This is a genomic window from Methylobacterium sp. WL103 (genome assembly GCF_008039885.1).
Taxonomy (GTDB): domain Bacteria; phylum Pseudomonadota; class Alphaproteobacteria; order Rhizobiales; family Beijerinckiaceae; genus Methylobacterium; species Methylobacterium cerastii.
This window is the reverse complement of record NZ_VRUX01000722.1, coordinates 1-1,872: the sequence shown is the minus strand read 5'-3', so window position 1 is coordinate 1,872 and position 1,872 is coordinate 1. Positions and strand designations below refer to the sequence as shown.

2 protein-coding genes are annotated in these 1,872 nt (G+C 70.8%); both read left to right on the top strand.

Translation table 11 applies throughout. The features are described 5' to 3' along the window. Nucleotides 1-149: 149 nt before the first annotated feature. On the top strand, nucleotides 150-1,148 hold the full coding sequence (gene era, locus FV222_RS24665; RefSeq protein ID WP_147762672.1) for a GTPase Era: 999 nt from the start codon (nucleotides 150-152) through the stop codon (nucleotides 1,146-1,148). 221 nt (nucleotides 1,149-1,369) lie between these two features. Further along, the coding region (locus FV222_RS24660; protein ID WP_187277462.1) for a methyltransferase at nucleotides 1,370-1,872 on the top strand (503 nt) is incomplete at its 3' end.

Genomic DNA, 1,872 nt, shown 5'->3' with positions numbered 1-1,872 from the left:
GGGGAGGGGCCTTCGAAGCGCCTCGCCGAGCAGGACGCCGCCCGCGCCGTGCTGGGCCGCGAGGGCATCGTCGAGGGTGGCGGCCCCGGCGGACACGAAGCAGGGAACGGGGTCGGCGAGCGGCCGAGCGAGGACCGAACATGAGCGCGATGGCCCAAGAAGAGCCCCAGGACGACCCGCAGGACGATTCCGAGGACGCGTTCGAGGCGGCGGCGGAGCGGGCGCCCCCGAGCCTGCTGCCGGGCACGCCCACCGATGCCAAGGCCGGCTTCGTCGCCCTGATCGGCGTGCCCAACGCCGGCAAGTCGACGCTCCTGAACAGCCTCGTCGGCACCAAGGTCTCGATCGTCTCGCGCAAGGTCCAGACCACGCGGGCGCTGGTGCGCGGCATCCTGATCGAGGGCTCGGCCCAGGTGGTGCTCGTCGACACGCCCGGCATCTTCCAGCCGAAGCGCAGGCTCGACCGGGCGATGGTCCACTCCGCCTGGAGCGGGGCGGCCGACGCCGACGCGGTCTGCCTGCTGGTCGACGCCCGCAAGGGGATCGACGAGGAGCTGGAGACGATCCTGGCGCGCCTGCCGGACGTGCGCCGGCACAAGATCCTGATCCTCAACAAGATCGACCTCATCCTGCGCGAGAAGCTGCTCGCGCTGGCCGAGGAGCTGAACAAGCGCATCCCCTTCGCCGACACCTTCATGATCTCGGCGCTGAACGGCGACGGCATCGCCACGCTGAAGCAAGCTCTGGCCAAGCTGATGCCGGCCGGCCCCTGGCTTTACCCAGAGGATCAGGTCTCGGACGCGCCGATCCGCATGCTCGCTTCGGAAATCACCCGCGAAAAGCTCTACGACCGTTTGCACGAGGAGCTGCCCTACCGCTCCACCGTCGAGACCGATCAGTGGCAGGTGCGCAAGGACGGCTCGGTGCGCATCGAGCAGACCATCTTCGTCGAGCGCGAGAGCCAGCGCTCGATCGTGCTCGGCAAGGACGGCCAGACCATCAAGGCGATCGGCACGGCGGCCCGCCGCGAGATCGCCGAGGTGGCCGAGACCACGGTGCATCTGTTTCTGCATGTGAAGGTGCGCGAGAACTGGGCCGACGACCCGGCCCGCTACCGCGAGATGGGCCTGGAATTCCCGCGCGGCTGATTCTTTTCTGCGCGCGCCTTTTCGAATCGCGCGAAACGGCGTGTTGATGCGTCGGGCTCTCCGTGCCGACCCGGCGGTGAGCGGATTCCGCGACGACGACCCGACCGCCTATCCCGAGCCGTTCCCGCGCGGAGCGGCCGCATCGCGGCGTCGCCCGCATCCCCTATGGCCTCTTCAGTCGACCGACACCGAAATCCGCGACACCGAAATCCACGATACCCATGTCCGACACGTCCCTATCCGATGCCGTCTACGGCCTGCCGCCCGCGGAGCTCGCCGACGTTCCGCCCGGCGCCGTCCAGGTCTCGCCCCTCGTTCCCGGATCGGCCCGGCTGGAGGATTGCGCTGACCTGAGCCTCGCGCGGGTCTGGATGCTCGCGCCGCCCGGGACCGTGGAGCGCCGCTTCGTCCTGGCGCAGGCGCTTCGCGCGCTCCGGCCCGGCGGCGACCTCCTGGCGCTGGCGCCGAAGGATCGCGGCGGGGCGCGGCTCGCGCGTGAACTTTCCGACCTCGGCTGCGGCAGCGCCGAGGAGGCCAGGCGCCACCACCGGATCTGCCGCGTCGTCCGGCCCGAGGGCGCGTTGCCGCTGGACGCGGCGCTCTCCGAGGGCGCACCGCGCCACATCGACAACCTCGCGCTGTGCACGCAGCCCGGCATCTTCTCGTGGGACCGGCTCGATCCCGGCAGCGCGCTGCTGCTCGCGACGCTGCCCGCGCTGAAGGG

Bases quoted from the DNA above. Each gene is read 5' to 3' on its own strand.
- era (WP_147762672.1), top strand. From the start codon at position 150: ATGGCCCAAGAAGAGCCCCAGGACGACCCGCAGGACGATTCCGAGGAC.